Genomic DNA, 6215 nt, shown 5'->3' with positions numbered 1-6215 from the left:
TGAAATTTTAGTATTTTAATAGCCTATAGATTATCCCAAATTTTTCCTTTATAAAAATTTGGGATCATACTAAAATTTCCTCTGTGAAATTTTAGTATTTTAATAGCCATAGCTTATCCCAAATTTTTCCTTTATAAAAATTTGGGATCACCCGTAAAAATTTTGCTTTTTTTACCCAGTTCCCACCTCAGAAAATTTTTCGCTCCTCATTGAAAGGACCTATGGTCAGACTCCTATTTGTATTGTAGGACATGGCCACGAGGCCATGGGGGTTGAGCCGTATAAATTTTGCTAAGACTATAACCACTTCTCAAATATATGAAGCGAAAGCTATATGCCTAAGAACGGATAAAAGGAGATAGCCAATATAACTATGGATGCTCTTGATAGCAAAATTAGGCGAAACCCCCTGGCCGAGATGGCCATGTCCGGAGGAGCGGCAGGACCCGTAAAAATTTGACTATTATATACATATATATTGACATATAAGGGGAGATGTGTTATCTTTGTTTAGAACGTTCTAAACGATGTAAAAGCGACCATAACCTATCAAAAAGAGGAGAATATGAACACAAAATTGGAACAGGCGCAGGATGTATTTTTGGATAAGATAAACCAGATTTGTACCACATTTGGTCTCAATAACATCATGGCCCAGCTCTATTCCATCCTTTATCTCAGCAATAAACCGCTATCCCTGGATGATATGGTCGAACGGCTCAAGATCAGCAAGGGCAGCGCAAGCGTCAATATAAGGTCTCTCGAGAGTTTAGGCGCCGTACGGAATGTCTGGGTGAAGGGCTCCCGGAAAGATTTCTATGAGGCCGAACTGGACGTAAAGAAACTGATCGCCACCAAGGTCAAGGGCTCAGTCCAGAAGCGCGTGACCGAGGTCTCCGAGATGCTCAACAAGTTCAAGGAGATCGTGAAGTCGGCGAGCGACGAGCTTTCGTCCGAGGATAAGGACCTTGCCAGGATATATGCAGAGAGGATAAAGAAGATAGAGGAGCTCAATTCTATGGCCACCATGGCGCTCGGCCTTGTGGAGAAATTTTTATGACCGGTAATTTCAAGTTCAAGGTATCCGCCAATATGCGGTACGGCGCAGGCGAGAGCGCGCGCCTCGGCGAGGAGATGAAGGAGCTCGGGTATTCGAATACGGCGGCGATAGTTGATAAAGGCGTCTTCGATCATCCCCGGGTCCGCAAGGCGCTTGAGAGCGTAACGGCCGCAGGGATACGGCTCGATGTCGTGAAGAACCCGGCGGCGGAGCCGACGTACGGGTTTCTCGAATCGTTCAGGAATAATTTTAAGGCCGGACGATACGACTCTCTTATAGGGATAGGGGGCGGCAGCACCCTCGACCTCGCGAAGGGGATAGCGGTCCTCCTTACTAATGACGGGCCCGCCATCTCGTTCAGGGGGTTCCCTAAGCTGAGAGAGAGGCCGCTGCCGGTGGTCGCGCTCCCTACGACAGCGGGGACGGGCAGCGAGGTCACATATAACGCCGTATTCACGGACGAGAAGGAGAAGAGGAAGCTAGGCATAAATTCGGAATATAATTACCCTGTCCTGGCGATACTCGATCCGCTCCTTACCATGGACTGCCCGGTGAATGTCACCGTATCCTCTGGGATGGATGCGATGACGCATACCCTGGAGAGCTTCGTCCACAAAAACCACACGGTCGTATCAAGGGCCCTCTCCAGAGAGGCCTTCCGGCTCCTCTATAATAATCTGACGAAAGTCCTGTCAAATATGGGCGACGTGGAGATAAGGGGCCGTCTCCAGATCGGAAGTTATCTCGCCGCCATGGCCCTCATAAATTCGGGATCAGGGCCGGCAGCGGCGCTCTCTTACCCGCTCGGCGTCCACTACAAGGTCCCGCATGGTATCGCGGGCGCGATATTCCTCCCTTCGGTCACCGAATACAATGTCCGCAAAGGGTACACCGACTATGACGAACTGCACGACCTCATAGAGGGCTCGGATAAGGGCCTGACGCCCGACGCCAAGAACAGGGCGTTCGCCGGCTATATCAAAGAGCTGGCGGCCAAGCTGCATGTCCCGGCCTCGCTTTCCGGCCTCGGGCTGAAGGATAGGGATGTGGAATTCATGATAGACCAGTATGATATGTTGAAGAACGGCATCGCGCAGAACCCCATCGGGATGGCTAAGGAGGATATCGCGGCGATGCTGAGGTCTTTAAATAAAGAAACGGAGAGGAAAGATGCCAGGATTTGAGCTTATAGGGAAGGAAGAGAGGCAGGCGGTACTCGATATCTTCGATAAGTACGGCGGAGTGCTCTTCAAACACGGGTTTGACGGGCTGCGCAACGGTTCTTTCAAGGTCGCCGAATTCCAGAAGGCGTTCGCGGAGAAGTTCGGCGCCGCGCACGCGCAGGCGGTGACATCCGGTTCGGTCGCGCTTAAAGTAGCGCTCCAGGCCCTCGGTATCTCGCCCGGCGATGAGGTCGTCACGCAGAGCTTCACCTTCGTGGCGACAGCCGAGGCGATCATGGAATGCGGCGCCGTCCCGGTGATCACCGAGATAGACGAGACGCTCAATATGGACCCGGAAGACCTGAAGAAGAGGATAACGAAGAAGACGAAGGCGGTGGTGCCGGTCCACATGTACGGCTCCGCGGCCCGGATGGACGAGATAACGGCGATCGCGAAAGCGGCGGGGCTGAAGGTCCTGGAAGACGCGGCGCAGGCCATCGGCGGGAGATATAAAGGGAAGCCGCTCGGCACGATAGGCGACGCCGGCGCCTTCAGTTTCGATTTCGGCAAGGCCGTGACGACAGGCGAAGGCGGGATGGTCGTGACGAACGATATGGCGACATACCTGCGCGCCATGGAGCTGGCAGACCACGGCCACCAGAATAATCCGAAGTTCCCGAGGGGTGAGGATACGAGGCGTATACCCGGTTTCAATTACAGGATGAACGAACTCCAGGGCGCGATAGGGCTGGTCCAGCTTGGAAAACTCGATCTTGCCATAGGGGAGCAGAAGAAGAACAAGACAAAGATAGTCGCAGGTATAAGGGGTATAAAGGGGCTGAAGTTAAGGGCCTTCGCCGATCAGGAGGGCGAAACGGCCGATACCCTTACGTTCACTCTGGCTACGCAGGATAAGGCAAGGCGTTTCGTGGAGAAGCTGAAGGAAAGACGCCTCGGCACCAAGAACCTCCCGGATGCCTTCAAATGGCACTTCGCGGGGACCTGGGACCATATGCTGCCGGCCATCCCCCTCTACAGGGGCAAGGACCTTGCCGGGTTGTGGCCAAAGTCGCGCGACCTGCTCGAGAGGACTGTGGCGTTGCCGGTGAATATAAAAATGTCCGATGAGCAGATAGGCCGCGTCATCGATTCTATCAGAGATATATCGAAAGAGGTCATATGATACTTGGCATCATCCCGGCCAGAGGAGGGAGTAAGGGCATACCGCGGAAGAATATAAAGACGATCGCGGGCAAACCGCTCATAGCATGGACGATCGAAGCGGCTTCCGGGTCGCGCCTCTTAGACCGGTTTGTTGTCTCGACCGAGGATAAGGAGATAGCGGCCGTATCGAAACGATACGGCGCAGAGGTGGCGGAGCGTCCGGCGGGACTCGCTACCGATGAGGCTACCACGCTCTCCGTCCTGCAGCACGTCCTCTCGAAGATAGACGCCGACACGGTAGTGCTTCTACAACCTACCTCACCCGTCAGGAGCAATGGCCTCATAGACCGCTGTATTGCGCGTTTTAAGGAGTCGGGCGCGGATAACCTGGGCACGGGCTTCATATGTAAATTCATGGAATACGGAACATACACCGCCAGGCGGCAGGACCTTAAAGGTTTCTTCTACGACGACGGCAACGTCTATGTCATAAAGGCGGACCTGATACGGAAGGGCACGCTCTTCGGTAAGAAGGCAGGGCATTTCGAGACATCAAAAGAAGAGAATATAGAGATAGACGATGACTTCGATTTTTGGATGGCGGAACAGATACTGCTGAAGAGAGATGAAAAATAACAGATCGGTCACCATAGGGAATAAGAGGATAGGCGTCGGTATGCCAGTATTCATAATAGCCGAGGCGGGTGTGAACCATAACGGGGAGCTGTCGCTTGCGAAGAAGATGGTGGATGTCGCCGCCGACGCCGGAGCGGATGCGGTAAAGTTCCAGGCATTCAGGGCGGACGAGCTCGCCACGGTAAACGCCCCGAAGGCCGAGTACCAGAAGAGGACGGCCCCGGGCAAGTCGCAATTCGAGATGCTGAAAGAGCTTGAGCTTTCCCGGTCCGATCTCGAGTCCCTCTTCGATCACTGTAAAAAGAGAGGCATCATATTCCTGACGACGCCGTTCGACCCGAAGAGCGCACTGGTCCTGCAGGAGATCGGAGTCTCCGCGTTCAAGATAAGCTCAGGAGAGATCACCAACGACCCGTTATTATCTCAAGTAGGAGGTTATGGTAAGCCCATAATACTCTCCACCGGCATGTCCACTCTGAAAGAGGTGAGGGCGGCGGTAAATACCATTTACGAAAGCGGCAACAGGAAACTTGTGCTCCTCCACTGCACTTCGAACTACCCGGCGAGGTATGAGGACGTGAACCTGAAGGCGATCGATACGCTCCGCGCCGAGTTCGGAGTGCCGGCAGGTTATTCCGACCATGCAGAAGGCCTGGAGGCGGCATGTGCCGCCGCGGCAAGAGGCGCATCAGTCATCGAAAAACACTTTACGCTCGACAGGAATATGCCGGGGCCGGACCATCTCTCTTCGATCGAGCCCGATGAACTTAAGAGGATGGTGCGCTCGATACGGAATATCGAGAGGTCGATGGGTGACGGCAGGAAGGTCATGACGGCCAATGAGGCGCCCGTGCGCATGGTCGCAAGGAAGAGTGTGGTGGCGGAGGTAGATATCCCCGCGGGGACCGTGGTGCGCGATGATATGCTCGCCCTCAAAAGGCCGGGGACCGGCATAGAGCCGAGGCTCATCGGCAGGGTGATCGGAAAAAGGGCGAGACGCACGATAAAGCGTGATACCCTGCTTACATGGAAGATGCTCTCATGAAGAAGAAGATATGCGCCATAACGGGAAGCCGCGCCGATTACGGGATATATCATCCTGTATTCCGTGCCATTAAAGGTTCGCGGCATCTCGAGCTGTATATAGTAGCCACCTGCATGCATCTCATGCGCGAGTTCGGATATACGGCAAGGGAGATAGAGAAGGACGGTTTCCGTATTTACAGGAAGGCGGACATCTCATACGGCGAAGATACGGCCGTCGCTATGTCCGTCTCTGTCGGCAAGGCGGTCATCCTGCTGTCAAAGATATTCGCGGAGTTAAGGCCGGATGTAGTAATGGTCCTCGGGGACAGGGGCGAGATGCTCTCAGGCGCCATAGCCGCCAATTACCTCAATATTCCCGTCGCGCATATCCACGGAGGAGAGGTCTCCGGCCATGTCGACGGTCTCCTGCGCCATGCCATAACGAAGCTGGCCCATATCCACCTGGCCCCTACAAAAGGTTCCGGGGAGAGGATAATCAGGATGGGGGAAGAGCCGTGGAGGGTGCATGTGGTGGGCGCGCCTGCGCTCGATCGTATAATTAACGGGCGATTCTCCCCCCGCGCTAAGCTCATCAAAAGATATAAGATAGATCCGACCTCGCCTTTGATCCTGGCCGTGCAGCACCCCGTATCCACCGAAATAGGGAAGGCGGCCTCCCATATGAAGATCATGCTCGATGCGGTCCGGGAGACAGGGGTGCAGACGATCGTCGCATATCCGAACGCCGATGCGGGCGGCAGAAGGATGATCGAAGTGATACGGTCTTACAAAAGATACCCGTTCATAAAGGCGTTCAAGAGCATCCCGCACGAAGATTACCTGGGGTTGATGAAGATCGCCTCGGTCCTTGTCGGGAATTCCTCGAGCGGCATCATAGAGGCGCCTTCTTTCGGCCTGCCGGTGGTCAATATAGGCGCCAGGCAACACGGCCGCGAGAGGAGCCCCAATATAATAGATGTGCGGTGCGTTAAGGGTGAGATAGTGAATGCCGTAAAGAAGGCCATGTCCGACAGCGCATTCAGGAAAGGCGCGGCCCGGCATCGCAACCTGTACGGCGACGGGAACGCGGCAAAGAGGATCGTCTCTCTGCTCGAGGATATAAAGATAGGCGACCGCCTTCTCCATAAACGGATAACATACTGATA

The 6215-nt window shown here is 54.2% G+C and carries 6 protein-coding genes; all 6 read left to right on the top strand.

All coding sequences use genetic code 11. The features are described from left to right. Nucleotides 1–565 precede the first annotated feature (565 nt). The 6 genes from WC515_07475 to neuC are packed head-to-tail and all read left to right on the top strand — an operon-like array spanning nucleotide 566 to nucleotide 6213. Nucleotides 566–1060, top strand: a complete 495-nt coding sequence (locus tag WC515_07475; protein MFA5147197.1) for a hypothetical protein — start codon at nucleotides 566–568, stop codon at nucleotides 1058–1060. Next, entirely contained in the window at nucleotides 1057–2244 is a 1188-nt protein-coding gene (locus WC515_07470) for an iron-containing alcohol dehydrogenase (GenBank protein MFA5147196.1), read from the top strand. Before WC515_07475 ends, WC515_07470 begins: the two co-directional genes overlap by 4 nt. After that, complete coding sequence (locus WC515_07465) at nucleotides 2231–3406, top strand: DegT/DnrJ/EryC1/StrS family aminotransferase (protein MFA5147195.1); 1176 nt, start codon at nucleotides 2231–2233, stop codon at nucleotides 3404–3406. Before WC515_07470 ends, WC515_07465 begins: the two co-directional genes overlap by 14 nt. Next, nucleotides 3403–4023, top strand: a complete 621-nt coding sequence (locus WC515_07460) for an acylneuraminate cytidylyltransferase family protein (protein MFA5147194.1) — start codon at nucleotides 3403–3405, stop codon at nucleotides 4021–4023. The genes WC515_07465 and WC515_07460 overlap by 4 nt, the downstream gene beginning before the upstream one ends. Further along, nucleotides 4013–5068, top strand: coding sequence for an N-acetylneuraminate synthase (gene neuB / locus WC515_07455; protein MFA5147193.1), 1056 nt, complete (start codon nucleotides 4013–4015; stop codon nucleotides 5066–5068). Before WC515_07460 ends, neuB begins: the two co-directional genes overlap by 11 nt. Beyond that, a complete protein-coding gene (gene neuC, locus WC515_07450; protein ID MFA5147192.1) occupies nucleotides 5065–6213 on the top strand; it encodes a UDP-N-acetylglucosamine 2-epimerase in 1149 nt (382 codons plus the stop codon). Before neuB ends, neuC begins: the two co-directional genes overlap by 4 nt. Nucleotides 6214–6215 lie beyond the last annotated feature (2 nt).

It is taken from the genome of Candidatus Omnitrophota bacterium (assembly GCA_041650805.1).
Taxonomy (GTDB): Bacteria; Omnitrophota; Gorgyraeia; order 2-01-FULL-45-10; family 2-01-FULL-45-10; genus JBAZKM01.
The sequence above is the reverse complement of the archived record's forward strand: the minus strand, read 5'-3'. Positions and strand labels throughout refer to the sequence as shown.